Below are 20,423 nucleotides of genomic sequence, written 5' to 3'. Positions count from 1 at the left end.
GCATAGTCGGACATTCGTTCCAGAATGACCCGCGACATCGCTGCTGCGCATGATTGAAAGCGCGCGCACGTTTGCATTCTTCGGACTTTTTCCCCCAGGGTGGGGTCCATCGCCGAACCGGACCAACCGGTAGGCATCACCCGCAGTCGACGAGGGTGGGACGTGCCCCGGGAGCGCACCCGGGGCCCGGTCGGGCGCGCCCGGCGACCTCCTCCCCCTCGACTGGTCCGACACCCCACCGTCCACGTTGCCTCGCCGATGGCGCCGAGCACCCCCCGCCCGAACGACGACGTCATGCGAGGTCAGCGCGATGTTCATCTTCCTCCTCCAAATCCGCCACATGCTCGACGACCACGCGGAGCTCTACCTCTTCGCCGTGTTCTCGGGCCTCGTGTGGGCCCTGTGGATCCTCAAGGTGGTGCTCTCACGGCGCTACCGGCCCTTCACCGCCGACCACCACGCCCGCACGAGCGTGATCGTGCCCGTGGTCGACGAACCTCTCGACCTGTTCCGCGACGTGCTCCAGCGCGTCACCGAGCAGCAGCCCGACGAGGTGATCGTCGTCATCAACGGCGCGCCGAACCCCGGACTGGTCGCTGTCTGCGAAGAATTCGCGCCACTCGTGCAATGGGTCCACACGCCCATTCCCGGAAAGCGCAACGCGGTGATGATCGGCACCGAGATGTCGCGCCACGAGATCACGGTGCTCCTCGACTCCGACACGATCTGGACCGACGGGACGCTGCGCGAGCTCATCAAGCCGTTCGCCGACCCGAGCATCGGCGGCGTCACCACCCGCCAGCGGATCCTCGAGCCCACGCGCTCCTGGATCACCCGCTGGGCGGACTGGCTCGAGAACTCCCGGTCGCTGTACTCGATGCCCGCGCAGTCTGTGCTCGGGCAGGTCGGCTGCCTGCCGGGCCGCACCATCGCGTTCCGCCGCGACATCCTCATCCACGTCATGGACGACTTCATGAACCAGAAGTTCATGGGCGTCTTCCTCGAGGTCTCCGACGACCGCACCCTGACGAACCTCACGCTCAAGCAGGGCTACCGCACCGTCTACCAGCACACCAGCCTCTGCTACACGGACGCCCCGCTGCAGATCAAGAAGCTGTTCAAGCAGCAGCTCCGCTGGGCGCGCGGCAGCCAGTACAACACCCTGCGCATGCTGCCCTGGATGCTCGGGCACGCACCGGTGCTCGCGCTGTTCTTCCTCGTCGACATCCTCCTGCCGTTCCTGCTCATCGGGACGCTCGGGGGCTGGGTGTACCGGGCGATCAGCGGCACCGGCGTGAACCTCTACCAGGCGATCCTCGACACGTACGGCGCGCGCACCGGCTGGGTGTGGGTCATCGCGCTCATGCTCACCTCCTCGGTGCTGTCGATGGCGATCCGCCAGATCCGGCACCTGCAGGAGGTGCCGTCCGACTTCTTCCGGCTGCCCCTGTTCATCATCGTCTCGACGTTCTTCCTCATGCCGGTGCGGCTGCTCGGCTTCCTGCGCATGGCTCACGCGAGCGGCTGGGGCACCCGGGCCGGCGCGTACGCGGGCGGGTCGCCCTCGGCGCCGGTGCAGGTCGGCGCACAGCCCACCCCTCGTGCCGCGGCCGGCGGACCGGACGTGCCGACCCAGCGCCAGGACCGGCTCGACGACCTCATGGCCGAGCTCGAGCTGCTCGACGTCGATGGCCCACGTGACGTCGTGGACCGCGACGCCAGGGGCACCGACCCCCTCGGGGCCGACCTCCTCGGGGCCGACGTCCTCGGGAGCCTGCCGGTGCGCCGCAGCACCGTCGCCGTCCGCGAGCGCCGAACGACCCGCGCCGTCGTCCCCGACCCGACCCCGGCCCCCGCGCCGCGGCGCCGGCTCAACCCGAAGGCCGCGATCCCCTACGCCATCGCCATCGCCCTGCTCAGCCTGGAGGCGCTGCTCTATGTCTGACCCGACCACTCCCGAGAGCCCTCCCACGCCCGGCAAGGCCTGGTGGGCGCCCACGATGGGCCGGATGACCCTGCGGGCCAAGCTCGCCACGTGCATCCTGGCCGCGGCCCTGGTGGTCATCACCGGGGTCGTGTGGAACACCCCCGCGGTCAGCGGGCTGCGCGCCGCCGTGACCGACGAGAAGCCGGTGCAGACCGCCGAGGAAGCTCGGCTCGCCCGCGAGAACGCCGCGATGCGCGACGAGCTCGCCACGAGCCGCGCCCAGGCGGGGTCGCTGCGCGAGGCTCTCGACAAGGAACAGGCGGCCCGCCTCAAGGGCGAGCAGGAGAAGGCCGCGACGGAGGCTGCGGCTGCCGCGGGCGGCTCGGGCGCCGGGAGCGGCGGCTCGTCGCCACGGTCGTCCACGACCACCCGGACCAGCGCGTCCAAGGCCGCCAACCCGTCCAACCCCTCGCAGCCGCCGGGCAAGGGCACCCCCGTGGTCACCAAGCCGACCGCCCCGTCCAAGACCGAGCTGCTCACGCCCGGCGCGCGGTACTTCGGCCTGTACACCGAGCAGGCGCCGTTCAGCTGGTCGACGCTCGACGACGCCGCGCAGAAGGTCACCCGCACCCCGAACCTGGTGGGCTACTTCAGCGGCTGGGACAAGCCCTTCCGGGCCGACGCGATCGCCCGCTCGTGGGAGCGCGGCATGCTGCCGATGCTCACGTGGGAGTCGCGGCCCAGCACGTCGGGCAACGACGTGATCGTCGAGCCCGACTACACCCTGCCGCAGATCCTCGGTGACCCGGCCGCCGGGGTCGCGGGCCGCTACGACGACTACCTGCACCAGTACGCCCGGGACGTCGCCGCGCTGGGGCTGCCCCTCGCGATCCGCTTCGACCACGAGATGAACGGCATCTGGTACCCGTGGTCCGAGCAGACCGGTACGGGGGCGTCGATCAACGGCAACCGCGTGGGCGACTACGCCGCGACGTGGCGCCACGTGCACGACATCTTCGAGGCCGAGGGCGCGAACGACCTGGTCATCTGGGTGTGGGCGCCGAACATCGTCAACAACCTGCCCACCGCGCTCCAGGGTGTCGACACGCTCGCGGGCCTGTACCCGGGCGACGCGTACGTCGACTGGGTCGGGGTCTCGGGCTACTACCGGCCGCCGTACAAGATCGACAACGACAACACGTTCACCTACACGTACGGCCGGACGCTCGACCTGGTGCGATCCCTGACGGACAAGCCGATCCTGCTCGCCGAGGTCGGAGCGTCGGAGATCGGCGGGAAGAAGCCCACCTGGGTGCGCTCGTTCTTCGAGGCGTTCACCCGGCCCGCGAACTCGGACCTGATCGGGTTCGCGTGGTTCAACATGGCTGTCTCGACGTACTCCGAGGGTCAGCTCATCACCAACGACTGGCGCGTCGACTCGCGGCGCACCACCCTCGCCGAGTTCGTGGCGGGCGTGAACAACCCCGCCGCCAGGTTCGGCGGCAAGTCCCTCGCGGCGGTCGCCGAACCCGACGCGGGGGCCTCGCCCGAGGACTCGCTCGAGAAGGAACCCGCCCCCGCCGCGGCCACCGCCACGCCGACCGTCAAGCCCACGGCCACGGCCACAGCGACGCCGACCGTCAAACCCACCGCGACGGCGACCGCCACGGCACGCCCGGCGTCCACCCCCAGGCCGAGCTCCACGACCCGGTCGTCGGCCACCCCCACGGCCACGTCCGCACCCCGCTCTACCGCATCCCCCACCCCGAGCCCCACCGCTTCGCCCACCGAGGAGACCTCATGACCGACGACCTGGAACTCCCCTCCACCTGGCCGACCACCGAACCCTCGGGCGGCATCCGCATCGCCGTCTTCGGCACGGGCTACCTGGGAGCCACGCACGCCGTGGCGATGGCCGAGCTCGGCTTCGAGGTGGTCGGCGCGGACACCGACCCGCACAAGGTCGACGCGCTCGCCGCGGGCAAGGTGCCGTTCTTCGAGCCCGGGCTCGACGAGCTGCTCGAGAAGCACCTGCTCACGGACCGCCTGCGCTTCACGACCGACCTCGCCGAGGCCGCCGGCTGGGCCGACGTCCACTTCGTGTGCGTGGGCACGCCCCAGCAGAAGACGAGCCACGCGGCCGACCTGCGGTTCGTGGAGGCGGCCACCCGCGCCATCGCGAGCAACCTGACCAAGGACGCGCTCATCGTCGGCAAGTCCACGGTCCCGGTGGGCACCGCGGAGCAGCTGCGGCACCTCGTCGCGGAGGTCGCCCCGGCCGGGCTCCACGTCGAGCTCGTGTGGAACCCCGAGTTCCTGCGCGAGGGCAAGGCCGTGGGCGACACGCTGCACCCCGACCGCATCGTGCTCGGCGGCACCACCGCGCACTCGGAAGCGCTGCTGCGCGAGGTGTACGCCGGGCCCATCGCCGAGGGCACGCCCGTGGTCACGTGCGACCTGCCCACGGCCGAGCTCGTCAAGGTCAGCGCCAACGCGTTCCTCGCGACGAAGATCTCGTTCATCAACGCGATCTCGGCGGTGTGCGAGGCCGCGGGTGCGGACGTCACGGTGCTGGCCGACGCGCTGGGCCACGACGTGCGCATCGGGCGGCAGTTCCTCGACGCGGGCCTCGGCTTCGGCGGCGGCTGCCTGCCCAAGGACATCCGGGCGCTCATGCACCGTTCGACCGAGCTCGGTGCGCACCGCGCGGCGTCGCTGCTGCAGCAGGTCGACGAGATCAACATGGGCCAGCGCGAGCGGGTCCTGGACCTCGCGATCACCGCGTGCGGTGGCTCGGTGCTCAACCGGCGCATCGGGGTGCTCGGGGCGGCGTTCAAGCCGCTGACCGACGACGTGCGGGACTCCCCGGCGCTCAACGTCGCGGCCGCGCTGCACCTGCGCGGCGCCCAGGTCACGGTCTTCGACCCCGAGGCCGGCGACACCGCCCGCAGGAGCTTCCCGACCCTGTCGTACGCGACGTCGATCGAGGAGTGCGTCGAGGGCACCGACCTGGTGCTCGTGCTCACCGAGTGGGACCAGTTCCTGATGGCCGACGCGGGCCGCCTGGCCCGGCTCACCTCGGCCCCCCGGGTCATCGACGCGCGCGGCAAGCTCGACGCGCGGGCGTGGCGGGACGCCGGGTGGGAGTTCAGCGGGCTCGGGCGCGCAGCCTGACCTGCAGCACGACCTGCATGAAGGCGGCCGCAGACGCTGACGCGGCCGCAGGGCAGGCCCCGGGGACCCCTGAACCCCGGGGCCTGCCCGTCCCCGCATCCCCACCAACGGTGGTGGGACCGGCGAACCCGGTGGTGTGATGGCCGTGGGGTCCTGACGACGGGGCCGCATCCACCAGGGGGGTCTGGGATGAGCACGCGAGACGAGCGCTGGCCCGAGGGCACACCGGCATGGGTCGACCTCATGGTCCCCGACCGGCAGACGGCACGGAAGTTCTACGGTCCGCTCTTCGGCTGGGACTTCGAGGAGTCCGGGCCCGAGTACGGCTACTACACGACGTGCCTGCTAGGTGGACGGGCCGCCGCGGCGATCGGCTCGGCGCCCGATCCCGGCGAGGGCGCTCCCGGGCCGGCCGCCCCGCCCCCGTCCTGGACCACGTACCTCGCGACGAACGACATCGCCGCGGCCGTCGAGCGTGCCGTCGAGGCCGGCGGTCAGGTGATCGCCGGGCCGCTCGAGATCGGTGAGATGGGCAGCATGGCGGTCCTGGCGGACCCGACGGGCGCGGTCTTCGGGCTGTGGGAGTCGGGCACCCACACGGGGGCCGACGTGGTCGACGAGCCCGGCGCGCTGGTGTGGAACGAGGTCATGACGCGGGACGTCCCAGTGGCCCGGGAGTTCTACCGCGCCCTGTTCCCGTACACGTTCGGCGACATGAGCGGCCCGGGCTTCACGTACATGACGCTCGACGTGGACGGGCGCATCTCGGGCGGCCTGGGCGGTCTCCCGTCGGACACCCCGTCCGACGTCCCCTCGGCGTGGACCACCTACTTCGCGGTCAAGGACACCGACGCGTGGGTCTCCCGCGCGCTCGCCCTGGGCGGGAGGCTCCTGAGCCCCGCGGCGGACAGCGCGTACGGGCGCATGGCCGTCATCCAGGGGCCGTTCGGCGAGACGTTCGCGGTGATGTCCACCGAGGAGGAGTCGACCCCGCCGCTCACGTCCTGACCCGCGGCCGACCGGGTCGCCCGGTCGCCGGGCCCGATCATCAGGTGAGGTCCGTAGGCTGGTCGACCGTGAGCCTCCCGTCCGCCGCGTTCCGGCACACCGCAGCGGTCCCGTACGAGCCCGTGCGCACGTTCCACCCGCGACGCAGCCAGCTGGGCCCGGGTCGCGAGGACGCCCTCGCCCGGCTCTGGCCGCAGCTCGGCTTCTCGGTGCACGACGAGACCCAGGGCCCGATGCCCCGGACGCCCGACGGGATGCTCGACGTCGAGCGGCTGTTCGGACGGCGGGCGCCCGTGGTGCTCGAGATCGGGTCGGGCATGGGCGAGACGACCGCCGCGATGGCCGCCGCCGACCCGGCCCGCGACTACCTCGCGGTCGAGGCGCACCTGCCCGGCATCGCGCACCTGCTGGGCCTCGTCGAGACCCACGGCCTCGCGAACGTGCGGGTCGCGCACGGCGACGCGCTCGACCTGGTGCGCGGGCACGTGCCCGAGGGCAGCCTCGACGCCGTGCACGTGTTCTTCCCCGACCCGTGGCCCAAGGCCCGGCACCACAAGCGCCGGATCATCCAGCCCGCGCACGTCGCGCTGCTGCGCTCACGGCTCGTGGTGGGCGGCACCCTGCACTGCGCGACCGACTGGCTCGAGTACGCCGAGTCGATGCGTGACGTGCTCGACGCGGACCCGGGCCTGGTGAACCCGTCGGGCGGGTTCGCCCCGCGCCCCGCGCACCGACCCGTGACCAAGTTCGAGGCCCGTGGGCTGCGGCTCGGCCACGAGGTGCGCGACCTGATCGTGCGCCGCGCGGTCTGAGACCGCCCGGCGCCGTCGGGCGTCAGGCCTTCTGCGTGCCCTCGGCCGCACGGGCGGCGTCGCGCTCCTTGATCCGACGCTCCTCGCGCTTGACCTCGGCCAGGATGGCCCGCTCACGCGAGAGCCACTCGGGCGGGTTGGCGATGATGTCCTCGATCTCGGCGGTCGTGAGGGCCTCGGTCACGCCGTGACGGGCCAGGCCCGAGGTCGAGACCCGCAGGCGGGCAGCGACGACGCTGCGGGGGTGCGGGCCGTTCTTGCGCAGGTCGACGAGCCACTGCGGGGGCGTGCGCTGCAGCTCCTGCAGCTCGTCGCGCGAGATGTCGCGCTGCTGGAACTCCTCGGGGGTCGCCGGCAGGTACACCTCGAGCTTCTGCGCCGCAGTCGAGGGCTTCATGGTCTGGGTCTTCCGGGGCGCGCTCACGTCACCAGGGTAACGAGCGCCGGGCCCCAGGACGTCATCGTGGTCGCCCCGCCGGTAGCCTGGCCCGAGCGCGCGTCGGCACGACGTCGAGAACGACGCCGACCGGCTGCCGGTCGCGGAACCGGAGGCAGCGGGTGGACGAGCACGGCTCGAGCGGGACCGGGGAGTCGTTCCGGCTGCTCGTCGTCCCCGGCGCGACCCCCGCGAAGTGGGTCCGGGTGTGGAACGACCGCCTCGCGGACGTCCGCCTGACTCTCGTGCACGCCGAGGTCGAGGACCAGGTCAGGGCCCTGCACGACGGTCGGGCCGATGCCGCGCTGGTGCGGCTGCCGATCGACCGCGAGGGCCTGAGCGCGATCCCGCTGTACACCGAGACCTCGGTCGTGGTGGTCCCGCGCGACCACCTGCTCACGGCCGCGGAGGAGGTCTCGCTCGCCGACCTGGCCGACGAGACGCTCGTGGTTCCGCTCGACGACACGCTCGGCTGGACCGACGCACCCGGCGGCCGCCTGGACGTCGAGGCCCCCGCGACGACCGCCGACGCCGTGGCGCTCGTCGCCGCCGGCGTCGGGGTGCTCGTGGTGCCGCAGTCGCTCGCCCGCCTGCACCACCGCCGGGACGTCACCTACCGTCCCGTTCCTGAGGCGCCCACCTCGTCGGTGGCGCTCGCCTGGGTCGAGGACCGCACGACCGACCTGGTCGAGGAGCTCGTGGGCATCGTGCGTGGCCGCACGGTGAACAGCTCGCGCGGGCGGGGCGCGGGCGACGCCGGCAACGCGGTGTCGGGCGGGGCGCCGGGCGGGGCGTCGGGTGCGGGGACCTCGCCCTCGACCCCGCAGACCCGCCGACCGGCTGCGGGCGGCCGGCCGAAGGTGGGGGGTCGTGCCTCCGGGCACGGCGGGTCGGCGCAGCGCAGCGCGGGCAAGGGCACCGGCGGGGCCAAGGGCAAGTCAGGCGGCAAGGGCAAGTCGGGTGGCAAGGGCAAGTCCGGCGGGCCGCAGGGTGGCGCGGGTCGACGCGGTCGCTGAACGGCGGGTCGCTGAACGGCGGGTCGCTGAACGGTGCGGTCGCCGCCTCGACGACAGCCCCGGGGCCATGCATGATCGGGAGCGGAAAGGTACAAACCGGGCACTCCTGCCGGACCAACCGCAGAGGAGACACCGATGTCCCGTCCCACCGCCACCCGGCCCGGACGCCTGCTGACCGCGATCCTCACCGTCCTCGCGGCGATGCTGCTGCTCACCACCACGAGCGCCGCGACCGCGCACACCCCCCGACCCCACCCGCCGACGACACCCAAGCCCACGATCGTCCTCGTGCACGGCGCCTGGGCCGACGGGTCGTCCTGGGACGCCGTCACCGCCCGGCTCCAGGCCGACGGCTACACCGTGGTCGCGCCGCCCAACCCGCTGCGGGGCCTCAGCTCCGACGCCGCGTACCTGAGCGCCTACCTCGCCCAGCGCACCACCGGACCGGTGCTCCTGGTCGCGCACTCTTACGGTGGCGCGGTCATCACCAACGCCGCGCTCTCCGACCCGGACGTGCAGGGCCTCGTCTACGTGAACGCGTTCGCACCCGCGGAGGGCGAGACGCTCGTGGGGCTGCTGACCTCGGCCGGTCCGCTCGACATCGACGCGCTGTTCGACGCGGTCGTCTACCCGGGAGCCCCCGAAGGCGACGTCGACCTGTACCTCAAGACGTCGGTCTACGTCGGCGTCTTCGCCGCCGGGGTGCCCGCCAAGCGTGCCGCCGTGCTCGCAGCCGCCCAGCGCCCCATCACCCTGAGCGCCGCGACCGAGCCCTCGGGGCCGCCGGCGTGGGCGACCCTGCCCAGCTGGTACGTGCTGGGTACCGAGGACCAGATCATCCTGCCGAGCCTGCAGGAGTCGATGGCCACGCGGGCCGGGTCGACGATCACCCGCGTCAAGGCCGGGCACCTGTCGCTCGTCACCCACCCCGACGTGGTCACCAAGGTCATCGAGACGGCGGCCCGCCAGCGCTGACGCCCCGGGGAGGCCCGCTGCTCACGTCTCGCCGCGGGCCTCCCCGCCGTGCACGACCAACGCCCAGAGCACCACCAGCGACAGGATGATCGCCGTGATCGACCACCAGGGCGTGGAGGGCAGCGCGACGAACTGCACCAGCATGTTCAGCACGATCAGCACGATCGCGACGAGACGCGCCCACGCGGCGCCGCCGAACAGCGCCAGCCCGGTCAGCGCCACCAGCACGCCGATCACCAGGTGGACCCAGCCCCACGTGGACACGTCGATGATGGCGACTCCTTCACCGGTCGCCGCCACCACTGTGTTCGGGTTGAAGACCGCCACGAGCCCGGCGATCACCCCGAAGACCCCGACGGTGAACAGCAGCGCCGCCGCGAACCACACCCAACCGACCCAAGCCGTGACACGTCCTTGCTCCATGGCGAGCCCCCCTGCTCCGTTGACCTCATGGTCAACCCGGCCCGTGGGAGCGACAACCGGTGGCGACTCCGTTCGCTCTGGTGACGGCCCCGCAGCGGGAGCCGACGTCTCGGCGACGCGGTACTCGCGGACCGCGTCGTTGCTTGCCGACCATCGCCGCGCTCAGGGCTGCAGCAGCACCTTGATCGCGCGCCGCTCGTCCATCGCGCGGTACGCCTCGGCCACCTCGGACAGCGGCAGGGTCAGGTCGAAGACCTTGCCCGGGTCGATCTGCCGGCTCAGCACCAGGTCCAGCAGGTGCGGCAGGTACGCCCGCACGGGGGCCGGCCCACCCTTGAAGCCCTTGTTCGACCAGAACATCTCGTCGGTGGGCAGGTCGCCGTGCGGCACCCCGACCACGCCGATCATCCCGCCCGGGCGGGCGGCGCGGACGGCCTGGTGGCGGGCGTCCTCCGTGCCGACGCACTCGAGGACGGCATCCGCGCCGATGCCGTCGGTGAGCGCCATGACCTTCGCGATGCCCTCGTCGCCGCGCTCGGCCACGATGTGCGTCGCGCCGAACTCGGTGGCGACCTTCTGGCGCGCCTCGTGCCGGCTCATCGCGATGACCGTCGTCGCGCCGAGCTGGGCGGCCGCCAGCACTCCGCTGAGGCCGACAGCGCCGTCACCGACGACCACGACGCTCATCCCGGGGCCGACGCCGGCCGAGACGGCGGCGTGCCACCCCGTGCACATGACGTCGGACAAGGCGAGCAGGCTCGGGATCAGGTCCGCGTCGGGCTGACCGGATGTCGCGATCAGCGTGCCGTCGGCGTCCGGGATGCGGATCTTCTCGGCCTGACAGCCGTCGAACCCGCCGACGTGCTCACAGTTCGCCTGCATGTCCTTGCGGCAGACCGGACACGTGTTGTCGCTGTGCAGGAACCCGCCCACGACGAAGTCGCCGGGCTTCACCGTCGTGACCGCGTCGCCGACCGCCTCGACCACGCCGACGTACTCGTGGCCGATCGGGGTGGGCTTCGTGACCTCCTGGATGCCGCGGTACCGCCACAGGTCCGATCCGCACACGCAGGCCGCGACGGTGCGGATGACGGCGTCGGTCGGCTCGACGACGACCGGATCGGGGCGCTCCTCGAAGCGCACGTCGTTGGGTCCGTAGATGATGGCTCCTCGCATGGCCCCATCGGACACCCGACGCCGCCCGAATGCACGCCATGAGGGGGCCTGTCGCTACCCGATCCACCTTGCGGGACGTCTTGGTGAACGACCACCGGCCCGCGTACCAGTGCCCTGGCTCATGAACGGCGAGAGCCCCCGTCCGGTCAACCCGGACGAGGGCTCTCGTGTGGTGCGCCCGAAGGGACTCGAACCCCCAACCTTCTGATCCGTAGTCAGATGCTCTATCCATTGAGCTACGGGCGCATCAGCCCTTGCGAGCCGTCGATGAGACTACCGTCTCCCCGGCCTGGACCCAAACCGAGATCCGCCCGCCGTCCCGTGATCGTTGCCACACGCCGCTCCTGGACGCCTGACCATCTTCCGGATGCGCGCCCTGCCGAGCCGTGAGACGGTCGGGGCCTGCTCGAACATCACCTGGAGGTCGACATGGGTTTCTTCGCATTCCTGCTGCTGGGTCTGCTCGCCGGAGCGATCGCCAAGGCCATCCTGCCGGGCAAGCAGGCCGGAGGCTGGATCATGACGCTCCTGCTGGGTGTCATCGGTGCGCTGCTGGGCGGCTGGCTCGGCAGCATCCTGCTGAACGCCCCGCTCGAGGACTTCTTCTCGCTGCGCACGTGGCTCCTGGCCATCGGCGGCTCGATCATCGTGCTGCTGATCTACGGGGCGATCACGGGTCGCAAGGGCGCCCGCGTCTGATCCCTGTCTGAGACGCGACGACACCTTCGACGCCGCCCTGCCGTTCAGTCGGCCAGGGCGGCGTCGAGCTCGTGGTGACCCGCTGATCCGGTCCGCCCGCGACGTCAGCGTCGGACGCGCGGAACGCTCCTCGCCGCGACCCCCGTGGCGAGGAGCAGCAGCGCGACGCTGACGATCCACAGCACGGCCGCGAGGTGCGCCATCGCGTCGGTCTGCGACAGCCCCACCGCCACGACGGCGAGGAGCGCGAGCGGCACGGCAGCCCTGGCGCGCGCACGCCGCGGCGCGATCGTGGAGCGCCGCTCCCCGGACGTCTCGTCGATGCTCATGCGCGGAACCGGGCCACCAGGTCGTCCATCACGGCGTCCATCCGCGTGTCCACCGTGCGGCGCGCGGCGTCCGCGTCGTGCCACGCGACGATCTCCCAGGCGCCCTGCTCGAACCTGATGGTCGTGGTGAAGTCGGGGACGACCCGGCGCAGCTTCGTGGTGTCGAAGACCATCGAGTGCGCCTTGTCGCCGAGCAGCCCGGCGCCCCACTCGGGATGCGCCGCGGCGATGGCGTCCGACGGGACGTGCACGATGCGGGGCTCGACGCCTGCCGCCGCGCCGAGCGACCGGACGACCTGGTTCCAGGTGAGCACGTCGTCCGAGGTGATGTGGAACGCCTCGCCGAGGACGCGGGGGTCGCCCAGCAGCGGCACGAACCCGCGAGCGAAGTCCTCGTGGTGCGTGAGCGTCCAGAGTGAGGTGCCGTCGCCGTGGACGACGACCTCCTTGCCCTGGCGCATCCGCTCGACCGCCGTCCAGCCGCCGTCGAGGGGGACCGAGGTGCGGTCGTAGGTGTGCGAGGGGCGCACGACCGTGACCGGGAAGCCCGTGTCCCGGTACTCGCGGACCAGCAGGTCCTCGCACGCGATCTTGTCCCGCGAGTACTGCCAGTACGGGTTGCGCAGCGGCGTGGACTCCGTGACCGGGAGCCGCTCGGGCGGCGTCTGGTAGGCGGATGCCGAGCTGATGAAGACGTACTGCCCGGTGCGGCCCGCGAACAGCTCGACGTCGGTCGCGACGTGTTCGGGCGTGAACGCCACCCAGTCGACGACGGCGTCGAACTCCCGGTCGCCGAGCGCTGCGCGCACGGAGCCGGGGTCGCGGATGTCGGCCTGCACGAGCTCCGCACCGTCCGGGACCGGCCGCGTTGCGCTCGACCCCCGGTTGAGCACGGTGACGTCGAGGCCGCGCTCGACGGCGAGCCGGGTCGACGCGGAGCTGATGAGCCCGGTGCCGCCGATGACCAGGATGCGAAGAGCCATGGCCGCAAACGTAACTGACCTGACGCGCGGTTCGACCGCGACGGGCCCGGTGGATCAGCTGATCCACCGGGCCCGTCGTCGTCTCCCGCTCAGTTGCCGACTCCTAGCCCGGCCATGAACGCCGACGGGTACCGGTCGCCCCGCGCCGAACCGACCGGCACGGCCGCCTCGATCCGCGCCAGGTCCTGCGGGGTCAGCTCGAGGTCGAGCGCTGGCAGCGCCTCCGCGAGCCGATTGCGGGTGCGGGCACCGACGAGCGGCACGACGTCCGGGCCCTGGGCGGCCACCCAGGCGATCGCGAGCTGGGCGACGGTGCAGCCCTTCTCCTCGGCCACCGCGCGCAGCGCCTCGACCAGGGCCAGGTTGTGCTCGACGTTTCCCTGGGCGAAGCGGGGGCTGAACGCACGGAAGTCGCCGGTGCGGGCGACACCGGCGTCCCAGTGGCCCGAGATCAGGCCGCGGCTGAGCACCCCGTAGGCCGTGAGGCCGATGCCGAGCTCACGCAGGGTGGGCAGCACCTCGGCCTCGACCGCGCGGGAGATCAACGAGTACTCGATCTGCAGGTCGCTGATCGGGGTGACGGCCGCGGCCCGGCGGATGGTGTCCGCATTCAGCTCGGACAGGCCGACGTGCCGGACGAACCCGGCCTCGACCAGCTCGGCGATCGCGCCGACGGTGTCCTCGATCGGCACCGTGGGGTCGAGCCGCGCCGGGCGGTAGATGTCGACATGATCGGTGCCGAGCCGGCGCAGGGTGTAGGCGAGGAAGTTCTTCACCGCGGCGGGTCGGGCATCGAACCCGAGCGCCTCGTGGCCTGGGCCGCGGAGCATGCCGAACTTCACGCTCAGGCGGTAGTCCGCCCGGTCACGGCCGCGCAGGGCGTCGGCGAGCAGCAGCTCGTTGTCGCCCATGCCGTAGAAGTCACCGGTGTCGATCAGGGTGACCCCGGAGTCCAGCGCGGCGCGGACGGTGGCGAGGCTCTCGTCCCGGTCTGACGGGCCGTACGCCCCGTCGGTCATGCCCATCGCGCCGAGCCCGAGGCTGGAGACGGTGGGGCCGGTGCTGCCGAGGGTTCGGGTGCGCATGGTCTGCTCCTGTCGTGGTGGTCGTCCCGGCGTGGTCGTCGTGACGTGACCACCGTCGCTCCGGGAACGGCTGGGCGGGAGAGGAGGGTTCATCGTGGGAGCGACGCTCCCTGGCTGGCACGTGGGGCCGGGCGCATCATGATCAGGTGCAACGCGACGAGCTGGCTGACTTCCTGCGCCGACGACGGGCCGCGATCCGACCCGCCGAGGTGGGGATCGCCGAGGGTCCGCGCCGCCGCACCGCCGGGCTGCGCCGCGAAGAGGTCGCGATGCTGGCCGGGATGTCGGTCGACTACGTGGTCCGGATCGAGCAGGGCCGCAGCAGCCAGCCGTCGACGCAGATCCTCACCGCGCTGACGCGCGCGCTGCGGCTCTCCGACGACGAGCGCGACCACCTGTTCCACCTGGCCGGGCACCAGCCACCACCCGCGACAGGCTCGGCCCGCGTGGCCCGTGCCGGGCTCGCCCGGATCCTCGACCTGCTGGGCGACACCCCCGCCGCCGTGCTCTCGGACCTCGGGGTGGTGATGGCCCAGAACCGCGTCGGCACGCTGCTCATGGGCGACCTGACGCGGCTCACCGGCGCGGACCGCTACCTCGCGTACCGCTGGTTCACCGACCCGGCTGTCCGCGCCCCACATCCCGAGACCGAGCGCGAGCACCACTCCCGCGAGCTGGTGGCTGACCTGCGCGCCGTCGCGGGCCGCAGACCCACCGACCCGGAGCTGACCGGGCTGGTGGAGAGCCTGTCGGCGGCCAGCGACGACTTCCGGCGGTTGTGGGCCGAGCACCGGGTGGCCGTCCGCCGGGCCGACCGCAAGACCGTGCTGCACCCGCGGGTCGGGCCGATCGTGCTCGACTGCGAGACCCTCACCGGCCCGGACCAGCGGCAGTCGCTTCTCGTGTTCACCCCGGCCGACGACGACGCCCGGGAGCGGCTCGAGCTGCTGCGGGTCATCGGGGTGCAGGAGTTCGCGGTGCCGTGAGTGCGGCTCGTCCTGACGGGGTCCGGGGGAACCTGCCCCCGCGTCCCGCCGACGTCGGCGGGAGGCCCCTCATGGGGCGCAGACAACGCGAAACCCCGCCCCGGAGACTTCCCGGACGGGGTTTCGTCGGTTCGAGCATCGGCGGTCTTGCGACCCCCGTGAAGCGGAGACGGTGGGATTTGAACCCACGGAAGGGTTGCCCCTTCACGACCTTAGCAGGGTCGCGCACTAGACCTGGCTATGCGACGTCTCCAGGCTCGCACAGGGTACCTGGCCGGGTCGCTGCACAGCAAAGTGGCTGCTGATCAGCGCTCGAACGCCCACGCCTTGTCGGTCAGCATGCGGGCCGCCGCGAGCCCGATCGAGATCGAGATGACCACGAGGCCCGCCTGGACGCCGAATGCGAGGGCCTGCGTCGTGTTGCCGTTGGACAGCTGGAAGACGGCCCGGTAGGCCGCGACGCCGGGCACCATGATGACCACGGCGGGCACCGACACGGTGATGCGCGGGACCCGGAGCCGCGGTGCGACCCACGCCGCCATGAGGCCGACGAGCAGCGTCGCGCCGGCCGCAGCAGCCTGGGCGACGACGCCCACGTCGACCAGCTCGATGCGGATGACGTTCGCGATCATGCCCACGGTCGCGGCGGCCACGGCCATGCGCCAGGGGCTGTTGAACATGAGGGCGAAGCCGAGCACGCCGAAGAAGCTCGCGACGAACCGTAGAACGAGCAGGACGACCGGGGACAGCCCGATGGGCGCCACAGGGTCGGGGGCGAGCCCCACGGCCACCGAGACGGCCCACACGGCCAGGGCTGCGGACGTGAGGAGCATCAGCGCGTAGACCAGCCGTGCGACACCGGCCGAGAAGTCGAGCTTGGCCAGGTCGAGCGCACCGGTCACGAGCGCGAACCCGGGGATGAGGAACAGCACCGCGGAGACGTAGCCCGCCTGGTGGTGCGACTCGGTGAGCCCGAGCCCCGCGAGCGACTGCACGAACCCGAGGTAGACCAGGCACGCGACGGTCGCCGCGATCATGGTCACCCCGAACTGGTTGTAGCCGCGGTGGAGCATCGCCCGGCGCACGAGCTGGCCCAGGCCGGCCCCGAAGAACACCCCGACGACCTCGATCAGGCCGCCGTTGTTGAGGAACGCGAACGCCGCACAGGCGATCGAGGACCACAGCGCGTTGAGCAGCGCCGGGTACAGCGCGGGTCTGGCCGCGATCCGGTCGAGCGCCGCGTTGATCGTGTCGACCTGCGCGTGCTCACCCGTCTTCAGGTGGGTCTCGTCGACCTCCGAGACGAGCTTCTCGAGCTCGGAGAGCCGGTCGGCGTTGATGCCGATCGAGCGCACCTCGGTCACCTCGGTGCGGAAGCTCCGGCCGCGGTGCGAGGTGGTGGTGATCTCGGTGAGGGTCACGTGCGCGTGGTGGCGCTCGATCCCCAGGGCGCGGGCGATCCTGGCCATCGAGGCCTTGACGCGGTAGCTACCGGTTCCTGCCGAGAGGCTGAGCCGTCCGACGCGCAGCGCGACGCCGGACTGGCGGATGAGCTCGAGCTCGTCGTCTGTGGGTTCCATGGGCACGGGGACCATCATGGTGGTGCGGTCGGACCGGTCGCAGGGACGTCCGGCCCGGGGACGGAGCCGTCCCGACGTGCGTCAGGCCTCGGTGCGGTGCAGCCACTCGGTGAGCAGCGCCGCGACGAGGGCAGGCTGGTCGAGGTGCACGTTGTGCCCGGCGGCGTCGAGCACCGTCCACGTCGCACGGGGGTAGTGGTCGAGGATGCCGGCCACGTCGTCGTACCCGACCACGTGGTCCTGACGCCCGCACACGATCAGCGTCGGGCGCTCGAACGGTGCCGCGCCGTGCTCGGGCTCGACCTGCAACGGGTACCGCGCGCGCAGCCGGTCGAGGGCTGCGGCGTCGGCGCGGCGGATGCCGGGCATCACATGGTCGTGGAACAGCGCCCACGACGCGGGCGACTGGACGACCGCCATCGCCGCGAAGGCGGCCGCGTCGACCGGGTCGAGGCTCGCCAGCAGCTCGGGGTCCTCGACCAGCGTGGTCTGCTGCGGCAGCCGCGACCGGGTGGTGTCGGCCACGACGAGGGGTGCGAGCAGCGCCAGACCGGTGACCTGGTCGCGGAACCGGTGAGCCAGCACGCGCCCGACCATGCCCCCGTACGACGATCCGACGACCGCGAACGGCTCGTCACCGAAGGTGCGCTGGACGACCCCGACCACCGCGTCGACCACGTCGTCGCTGCTGGCGATCTCGGGTCCGGCGGGGCTCAGACCCATCCCGGGGAGGTCCACGTAGACCCGCCGCCGACCGGCCTGCGCGAACGTCCCGTCGAGGCTCGTCAGGAGCCGGTGGTCCACCCCGAAGCCGTGGACCAGCAGCACCGGGGCGCCCTCACCCCGGGTGACGGTGTGCAGGGGACTGGTGGTCGCGCTCAGCGAGGTGGGGCCGTGCAGGGAGGTGCTCACGTCCGCGAGCATGCCACCCGGCACCCACACTCCCCCGAGAGCCGCGCGCGACCGCGGGACCGACGCCGCTGTACCGTGCCGACATGACCGCTGGTAGCGACGGTGTCGCCTGGCCGCTGACCACCGAACGCCTGCTGCTGCGGCCCGCGGCACCCGCGGACGCGGCAGCCGTGTGGCGGTACCGCCGCCGCCCCGAGGTCGCCCGGTGGATGACAGCCGCGCCGGTGGACGAGGCTGCGTTCACCACACGGTTCGTCGAGCCCGAGCGCCTCGGACCGACGCTGGTCGTCGAGCACGACGGGGCCGTGATCGGTGACCTGATGCTGCGCGTCGAGGACGGCTGGGGGCAGGCGGAGGTCGCGTCGGCCACGATCGGCACGCAGGCCGAGCTGGGCTGGGCCTTCGACCCCGACGTCCACGGCAGAGGGTTCGCCGCCGAGGCAGCCGGTCGGCTGATCGCGGCCTGCTTCACCGACCTCGGGCTCCGCCGTGTCACCGCAGGCTGCTTCCTGGACAACGAACCCTCCTGGCGGCTCATGGAGCGCCTGGGCATGCGCCGCGAGGGCACCTTCCGGGCCGACTCCCTGCACCGCGACGGCGGATGGCTCGACTCGTGCACCTACGCGCTGCTCCGCGACGAGTGGCAGCCGTCCCCGCCGCCAGGACGCTGACGCGCTCGTCACGCGCGGGAACGGTCGCCCGGGCGTGGGGCGACCTCCGCTGCCGGGTGTCCTGCTGAACATCAGGGCGGAGGGCAAGGGATTCGAACCCTTGAGTACGGGGTCACCGCACTAACGGTTTTCAAGACCGTCGCTTTCGGCCGCTCAGCCAGCCCTCCTGGTGCGCGCACATTCTGGCACGGCATCGAGCACGTGCCGGCCTGCGTTCACGGCCCGTCCCACCACCCCGGCCGCAGCCCGGGGGCGACGACATCGAGCCCGTGGATCGCCGCCACCGTGGCCAGGCGCCCGTGGTAGGTCGCCACGGCGCGCACCTCGGGGTGCGCCACGGCCACGCCCAGGTGCAGCGCGGCGAACGGTGAGAGCACCCCGGTGACGGTCGTGGCGGTGCCGATCGCCTGGTCGCTGAACCTGACGACCTCGAGCGCGTCGGCCTGGTCGCGCGCGTGGACCCGGTCGGCCGAGGTCGCCGACAGCGTGGCCACGCGCAGCTCGGTGACGGAGAGCTGGCTCACCAGCAGCTGGTCGCCGTGCTCGTGCACCCAGGCGCGCCACTCCCCCGACCCGCGGACGTCCGCGAGGAAGCGCGTGAGCGCCGACCCGTCGACATAGACCCGCACGGGCGTCACGATAACGACCCGTACCGGGCTCCCGGGACAAGGCCACGCACCCCACCCGGTTGGCCGAGCGGACCACGTCGGCGCAGATCAGGGCAGAGCGCACCAGACCAGGGCGGTCCGGGCACAGCACCGGCCGGCACCCTCGTCGAGGTGCCGGCCGGGCCGTCGGCGGGTCGGTTCAGGCGCCGCGCAGCCGCTCCATCGCGAGCTGCACGAGCGCGATGAGCGCCTGCTTGGTCGCCGCGCGCGAGCGGGCGTCGGTGTAGAGGACGGGGACGTGCGCCGGGATGGCGAGCGCCTCGCGGACGTCGTCGAGCTGGTGCTTGGCGACACCGTCGAAGCAGTTGACCCCGACCACGAACGGGATGCCGCGGCTCTCGAAGTAGTCGACGGCCGGGAAGCACTGGTCGAGCCGGTCGGTGTCCACGAGGACGACCGCACCGATCGCCCCGCGCACCAGGTCGTCCCACATGAAGAGGAAGCGGTCCTGGCCCGGCGTGCCGAACAGGTAGAGCCACAGCGCCCCGGGGAGCGCGATGCGACCGAAGTCCATCGCGACCGTGGTGGTGGTCTTGCGGTCGGAGACCCCGCCGGCGTCGTCGACGCCGACCGAGTGCTCCGTCATGGCCGCCTCGGTGTTGAGCGGCTCGATGTCGGAGATGGACCCGATGAAGGTCGTCTTGCCGACGGCGAACCCGCCCGCGACGACGATCTTGACGACTGTGGGTGCGACGCTGCCCGGGGTGACCGTCGAGGCCACAGCGGCGTCAGAGGGCGGAAATGCCATTGAGAACACTCTCCAGCACGCTCAGGGACAAGGCGGGTGACTGACCGGTGTGGACCTCGACCGGGGTGGACGTGTGCACACGGATGAACTGCGCGTCGGCGAGGTCGGCGACCAGGATCCGCACCACGCCCAGGGGCAGGTGCAGCAGGGCGGAGAGCTCGGCGACGGAGATGTACGTGTGCGCTGCGTGCTGCAGGATCGCCCGCTTCTCAGGGGGCAGACCATGGCTCGTGACGGCGCCCGGCATGACCTCGACCAGCGCCTCGAGGGGCAGGTCGGATCGCGCCGAGCGCACGCGACCCCCGGTCACGGCGTAGGGCCGGACCGTTCGGGCCTCGTACTCCACGTGGTCGCTCATCGTGTCCTCACGCCACCGGGGTCCGGGTGGCGCCGTCGACGGGGAGCTGACCGCGCATCTCGGAGATGAGCTGCGGCGTCAGGGTCGCCTCGGTGCGCGAGACCAGCATGGCCATCTCGTAGCCGATCAGACCGACGTCGCAGCTCGACTCGGCGACGACGGCCAGGACCGAGCCGTTCGCGACACTCATGAGGAACAGGAACAGGTTGTCCATCTCGACGATGGCCTGCCGGACCTCACCCGCGCGGAGCTGACGCGAGGCTCCTCGCGTCAGGCTCGACATGCCCGAGACGATGGCGCCGAGCTGGTCGCCGCTGGTGCGGTCGAGCTGCTCGGACATCGCCATGAGCAGACCGTCCGCGGACACGACCAAGGTATGGCGGGTCCCGGGCACGGTCCGGACGAAGTTGTCCAGTAGCCAGCCGAAGTTGGCTGCCTCGGTGCTGAGCGCTGTCAC

22 protein-coding genes and 3 tRNA genes are annotated in these 20,423 nt (G+C 72.2%); 10 read left to right on the top strand and 15 right to left on the bottom strand.

Annotated elements, in window-relative coordinates:
• The first annotated feature begins 310 nt into the window (after positions 1–310).
• From ACGIF2_RS11500 to trmB, 5 genes are all read left to right on the top strand, one after another.
• Positions 311–1,945, top strand: coding sequence for a glycosyltransferase family 2 protein (locus ACGIF2_RS11500; protein ID WP_396046693.1), 1,635 nt, complete (start codon positions 311–313; stop codon positions 1,943–1,945).
• Positions 1,938–3,731 carry a glycoside hydrolase family 26 protein gene (locus ACGIF2_RS11495; protein WP_396046691.1) on the top strand — a complete coding sequence of 598 codons (1,794 nt, stop codon included), beginning with the start codon at positions 1,938–1,940 and terminating at the stop codon, positions 3,729–3,731. The genes ACGIF2_RS11500 and ACGIF2_RS11495 overlap by 8 nt, the downstream gene beginning before the upstream one ends.
• On the top strand, positions 3,728–5,101 hold the full coding sequence (locus ACGIF2_RS11490; RefSeq protein WP_396046689.1) for a UDP-glucose dehydrogenase family protein: 1,374 nt from the start codon (positions 3,728–3,730) through the stop codon (positions 5,099–5,101). Before ACGIF2_RS11495 ends, ACGIF2_RS11490 begins: the two co-directional genes overlap by 4 nt.
• A gap of 189 nt (positions 5,102–5,290) precedes the next feature.
• Positions 5,291–6,109 carry a VOC family protein gene (locus ACGIF2_RS11485; protein ID WP_396046687.1) on the top strand — a complete coding sequence of 273 codons (819 nt, stop codon included), beginning with the start codon at positions 5,291–5,293 and terminating at the stop codon, positions 6,107–6,109.
• 68 nt (positions 6,110–6,177) lie between these two features.
• Entirely contained in the window at positions 6,178–6,921 is a 744-nt protein-coding gene (gene trmB / locus ACGIF2_RS11480; protein ID WP_396046685.1) for a tRNA (guanosine(46)-N7)-methyltransferase TrmB, read from the top strand.
• Positions 6,922–6,943: 22 nt separating this feature from the next.
• On the opposite strand, the gene ACGIF2_RS11475 is transcribed toward trmB, so the two are convergent.
• Positions 6,944–7,345 carry a DUF5997 family protein gene (locus tag ACGIF2_RS11475; RefSeq protein ID WP_396046683.1) on the bottom strand — a complete coding sequence of 134 codons (402 nt, stop codon included), beginning with the start codon at positions 7,343–7,345 and terminating at the stop codon, positions 6,944–6,946.
• Between the two features lie 134 nt (positions 7,346–7,479).
• Here ACGIF2_RS11475 and ACGIF2_RS11470 point away from each other — a divergent pair, with 134 nt between their 5' ends.
• The gene (locus ACGIF2_RS11470) at positions 7,480–8,373 is read left to right on the top strand and encodes a LysR family substrate-binding domain-containing protein (RefSeq protein ID WP_396046681.1); all 894 of its coding nucleotides are present in this window, start codon (positions 7,480–7,482) and stop codon (positions 8,371–8,373) included.
• A gap of 135 nt (positions 8,374–8,508) precedes the next feature.
• Positions 8,509–9,348 (top strand): alpha/beta fold hydrolase, encoded by an 840-nt coding sequence (locus ACGIF2_RS11465; RefSeq protein WP_396046679.1) that lies wholly within the window; start codon positions 8,509–8,511, stop codon positions 9,346–9,348.
• Between the two features lie 21 nt (positions 9,349–9,369).
• Here ACGIF2_RS11465 and ACGIF2_RS11460 read toward each other — a convergent pair whose 3' ends face one another.
• From ACGIF2_RS11460 to ACGIF2_RS11450, 3 genes are all read right to left on the bottom strand, one after another.
• Complete coding sequence (locus tag ACGIF2_RS11460) at positions 9,370–9,771, bottom strand: hypothetical protein (protein ID WP_396046677.1); 402 nt, start codon at positions 9,769–9,771, stop codon at positions 9,370–9,372.
• Between the two features lie 162 nt (positions 9,772–9,933).
• Positions 9,934–10,947, bottom strand: coding sequence for a zinc-dependent alcohol dehydrogenase family protein (locus ACGIF2_RS11455; protein ID WP_396046675.1), 1,014 nt, complete (start codon positions 10,945–10,947; stop codon positions 9,934–9,936).
• Between the two features lie 170 nt (positions 10,948–11,117).
• Positions 11,118–11,193, bottom strand: a tRNA-Arg gene (locus ACGIF2_RS11450).
• 183 nt (positions 11,194–11,376) lie between these two features.
• Here ACGIF2_RS11450 and ACGIF2_RS11445 point away from each other — a divergent pair.
• Complete coding sequence (locus tag ACGIF2_RS11445) at positions 11,377–11,646, top strand: GlsB/YeaQ/YmgE family stress response membrane protein (protein WP_396046673.1); 270 nt, start codon at positions 11,377–11,379, stop codon at positions 11,644–11,646.
• Between the two features lie 104 nt (positions 11,647–11,750).
• On the opposite strand, the gene ACGIF2_RS11440 is transcribed toward ACGIF2_RS11445, so the two are convergent.
• The 3 genes from ACGIF2_RS11440 to ACGIF2_RS11430 all read right to left on the bottom strand — a co-directional run bounded on the left by ACGIF2_RS11440 (position 11,751) and on the right by ACGIF2_RS11430 (position 14,043).
• A complete protein-coding gene (locus ACGIF2_RS11440) occupies positions 11,751–11,975 on the bottom strand; it encodes a hypothetical protein (RefSeq protein ID WP_396046671.1) in 225 nt (74 codons plus the stop codon).
• Entirely contained in the window at positions 11,972–12,958 is a 987-nt protein-coding gene (locus ACGIF2_RS11435; protein ID WP_396046669.1) for an SDR family oxidoreductase, read from the bottom strand. Before ACGIF2_RS11435 ends, ACGIF2_RS11440 begins: the two co-directional genes overlap by 4 nt.
• An 89-nt stretch (positions 12,959–13,047) precedes the next feature.
• A complete protein-coding gene (locus ACGIF2_RS11430; RefSeq protein ID WP_396046667.1) occupies positions 13,048–14,043 on the bottom strand; it encodes an aldo/keto reductase in 996 nt (331 codons plus the stop codon).
• Positions 14,044–14,189: 146 nt separating this feature from the next.
• Here ACGIF2_RS11430 and ACGIF2_RS11425 point away from each other — a divergent pair, with 146 nt between their 5' ends.
• Positions 14,190–15,029, top strand: a complete 840-nt coding sequence (locus tag ACGIF2_RS11425) for a helix-turn-helix transcriptional regulator (RefSeq protein ID WP_396046665.1) — start codon at positions 14,190–14,192, stop codon at positions 15,027–15,029.
• Positions 15,030–15,193: 164 nt separating this feature from the next.
• On the opposite strand, the gene ACGIF2_RS11420 is transcribed toward ACGIF2_RS11425, so the two are convergent.
• From ACGIF2_RS11420 to ACGIF2_RS11410, 3 genes are all read right to left on the bottom strand, one after another.
• Positions 15,194–15,282 (bottom strand) — tRNA-Ser (locus ACGIF2_RS11420).
• Positions 15,283–15,334: 52 nt separating this feature from the next.
• Positions 15,335–16,609: a threonine/serine exporter ThrE family protein gene (locus ACGIF2_RS11415; RefSeq protein WP_396046663.1), complete on the bottom strand. Its 1,275-nt coding sequence runs from the start codon at positions 16,607–16,609 to the stop codon at positions 15,335–15,337.
• A gap of 81 nt (positions 16,610–16,690) precedes the next feature.
• Positions 16,691–17,521 carry an alpha/beta fold hydrolase gene (locus ACGIF2_RS11410; RefSeq protein ID WP_396046661.1) on the bottom strand — a complete coding sequence of 277 codons (831 nt, stop codon included), beginning with the start codon at positions 17,519–17,521 and terminating at the stop codon, positions 16,691–16,693.
• An 83-nt stretch (positions 17,522–17,604) separates the two neighbouring features.
• On the opposite strand from ACGIF2_RS11410, the gene ACGIF2_RS11405 reads away from it, so the two are divergent.
• On the top strand, positions 17,605–18,192 hold the full coding sequence (locus ACGIF2_RS11405; protein ID WP_396046659.1) for a GNAT family N-acetyltransferase: 588 nt from the start codon (positions 17,605–17,607) through the stop codon (positions 18,190–18,192).
• 77 nt (positions 18,193–18,269) lie between these two features.
• Here ACGIF2_RS11405 and ACGIF2_RS11400 read toward each other — a convergent pair.
• From ACGIF2_RS11400 to ACGIF2_RS11380, 5 genes are all read right to left on the bottom strand, one after another.
• Positions 18,270–18,359 (bottom strand) — tRNA-Ser (locus ACGIF2_RS11400).
• Between the two features lie 48 nt (positions 18,360–18,407).
• Entirely contained in the window at positions 18,408–18,821 is a 414-nt protein-coding gene (locus ACGIF2_RS11395) for a hypothetical protein (protein ID WP_396046657.1), read from the bottom strand.
• 178 nt (positions 18,822–18,999) lie between these two features.
• The gene (locus ACGIF2_RS11390; protein ID WP_396046655.1) at positions 19,000–19,608 is read right to left on the bottom strand and encodes a GTP-binding protein; all 609 of its coding nucleotides are present in this window, start codon (positions 19,606–19,608) and stop codon (positions 19,000–19,002) included.
• Positions 19,589–19,966, bottom strand: coding sequence for a DUF742 domain-containing protein (locus ACGIF2_RS11385; RefSeq protein ID WP_396046653.1), 378 nt, complete (start codon positions 19,964–19,966; stop codon positions 19,589–19,591). Before ACGIF2_RS11385 ends, ACGIF2_RS11390 begins: the two co-directional genes overlap by 20 nt.
• Positions 19,967–19,973: 7 nt before the next feature.
• Positions 19,974–20,423, bottom strand: a complete 450-nt coding sequence (locus tag ACGIF2_RS11380; RefSeq protein WP_396046651.1) for a roadblock/LC7 domain-containing protein — start codon at positions 20,421–20,423, stop codon at positions 19,974–19,976.

This window comes from Cellulomonas sp. P22 (assembly GCF_044392165.1).
Note: the sequence above shows the minus strand (reverse complement) of the source record. Positions and strands in the feature narration are given on the sequence as shown.